The organism is Desertihabitans aurantiacus, from assembly GCF_003344635.1.
GTDB lineage: Bacteria > Actinomycetota > Actinomycetes > Propionibacteriales > Propionibacteriaceae > Desertihabitans > Desertihabitans aurantiacus.
Genome location: NZ_QPKK01000399.1, coordinates 1 through 2,329 on the forward strand (window position 1 = coordinate 1; position 2,329 = coordinate 2,329).

General features: G+C 78.4%; 2 protein-coding genes. Both read right to left on the reverse strand.

Translation table 11 applies throughout. From position 1 onward, the window contains the following. Window positions 1–562 (reverse strand): GAP1-N2 domain-containing protein (locus tag DVA66_RS19490; RefSeq protein ID WP_198671970.1); only part of this gene is annotated, 562 nt, incomplete at its 3' end. Further along, window positions 559–2,329, reverse strand: a 1,771-nt coding sequence (locus DVA66_RS19495; RefSeq protein WP_157974160.1) for a hypothetical protein, incomplete at its 5' end; no start/stop codon positions are given. The genes DVA66_RS19490 and DVA66_RS19495, both read right to left, overlap by 4 nt.

Below are 2,329 nucleotides of genomic sequence, written 5' to 3' on the forward strand. Positions count from 1 at the left end.
CCACCCCGCGCCGGCGGGCCTCGACCAGCCCGTCGAGGAGGACGCCGAGCGCGGCGGCCCGGTCGTCCCCGGCCAGCCAGTCCAGGACGCCGAACCGGTCGACCACCGCCCCGGGGCCGGGCGGCCGCGGGCCGAGCACCGCCGCCGCCACCTCGGCCGGGCCGTAGGGGGTGAGCCAGTCCGGGGAGCGCCACCACTCCACCGGCCGCCGGGTGGGGGCGTCCTGCTCGACGGCCAGCACGTGGGCGAAGACGTTGCCCGGGCGTCCGCTGCCGTCCGCACCCGCGGCCACGGTGTGCCACCACACCCCCGTCCGGCCGCGCCGGTCGTAGACCAGGGTGCGCGGCAGCGCGGTGCGCTGCTCGGCGGTGGGGAACGGCGGCAGCGGCCGGGTCGCCGGGGCGGTGGTGCGGATCCGCTGGACGACGTGCTGGCGCAGCGCCGGGTCGGCGAACCCGCGCTGCTCCTTGACCTGCCAGCCGCCGGCGGCGCCGGGGGCGTCGAAGCTGGTGTAGGTCAGCTCGCCCACCACCGTGCCGCCCGGTTCCGGCCCGCCGGTCACAGCCGCAGCTCCCGCACCGGCGGGTCGAGCAGGGCCACCGGGGGCACCTGGTCGGCCACCCGCGGGTTGACCGAGACGAACAGCCGGACGTAGCCGCCCCGGGCCGGGTCGACGGTCAGCCGCCACCGGCTGCCGCCCTGCGCGGTGAGCCGGCCGACGTCCTGCGGGCGCAGGTAGGGCAGCGGGTTGTGCACGCCCTCGCCGTCGGGGACGAGGTCGACGGGCTCGCCGTCCTCGGCGTGCAGCGGGAGCCGCTCGGGGTGGTGGCGGGCCACGAACCCGACGTCGCGGACCTCCAGCGGGCCGTGCACCGAGCGCAGGTCGACCCCGAGGCCGACCACCTGCACCCCGAACCGGCGGACCCGGAAGGTGCGGTAGGCCATCCGCTGCAGACCGCGGTAGTCGACCCAGGCGGGCCGGCCGACCGACTGCTGCCCGTCCGCACCGATCGCCACCCCGACCAGGTGCACCCGGCAGCCGCCGTCCGGCAGCGCCGTCAGCTGCAGCCCGCCCATCTGCCGGTAGGCCTCCAGCGAGACGTCCTGGCGCCGCCCGCCGGCACCGCCGCCGTCGCCGTCGCGGGGGCCGGTCCAGACCTGGACGAAGGCGGCCCCGACCGGCCAGCCGAACTTCAGCAGCTGGGTGTCGACCCGCTCCACCAGCTCGACCTCGGTGGGGCTGCCCACGCGGACCGCGGGCACCGGGCGGCCCACGTGGACGGCGTCCCCGGCCACCGTGACCGGGGTGAAGTGCAGCCGTTCGGCGCCCTCGGCCCAGGCGACCCCCCGTTTGGTGTGCTCGCCCTCCCCGCGCTGGACGGCTCCGGGCACCCGCGAGCCGGGGTCGAGGTACTGGGCCAGCTCGGCCGCCGGCAGCTGGCGGGAGGAGAGGAACTGCGGGGGCGGGGTCGCGGTGGCGTACACCTCGACGTGCCCGGTCGGCGGCGGGCTCCAGCGCAGGTCGACCAGGTCGTCGGGCCGCAGCTCGACCCGCAGGTCGGTCACCGGCTCGGGCCGCACCGGCACCACCAGGGCGTGGCGCAGCAGCGGGCTGAGCACCGAGGAGCTGGGGCCGGTGGCGATCCGGGTGCGGACGGCGTAGAGGTAGCTCTGCCCGGGCACCACGGTGTCGTCGACGAAGCCGTGCCGGTGGTCGAGCTCGGGCTGCAGCAGGGACGCCGGGTCGTCCAGGGCGGCGGCCGGGTCGGGGTGGTCGGCCGGGAGCCGGACCACCTCCACGGCCTCGGCCCGTCCGGGTGCGGTCCACTCGGCGCTGACCTGGTGCGGGCCGGCGGTCCAGGAGACGTCGGTGACGTTGGCCACCACCTCGCGCTGGGCGAGCCGGACCGGCTGGGCGAAACCGGCGGCCGCGGCGCTCGGGCCGGTGTGCACCCACACCTGCACGAACCGCAGGCCCGAGGTCAGCGGGGCGGTGTCCAGCGCCTGCGGCTCGCGGGTGAGCGCGACCAGGGTGCCGTCCTCGGGCAGCAGCGGGAACGCCGCCTCGGAGGTGACGACGCGGTAGAAGCCGGGGCCCGGCGCGTGCCCGTCCGGGCCGAGCGGGACCGGTGGCCAGCGGTAGCGCAGCCCGTCGGGAGTCGGCTCGACCTTGATCGGCATCAGCGCCGGCGCGCTCTGCGCGGGGAACTCGGTGTCGGCCAGCACGAGGTCGGCCAGCCCGTCGGCCGGGACCCTCGGCGGCGGGGCGGCCGGGGTCGGCGCCGGCGTCGGCGCGGGCGTCGGCGCGGGCGTCGGTGGTGGCGGGGCG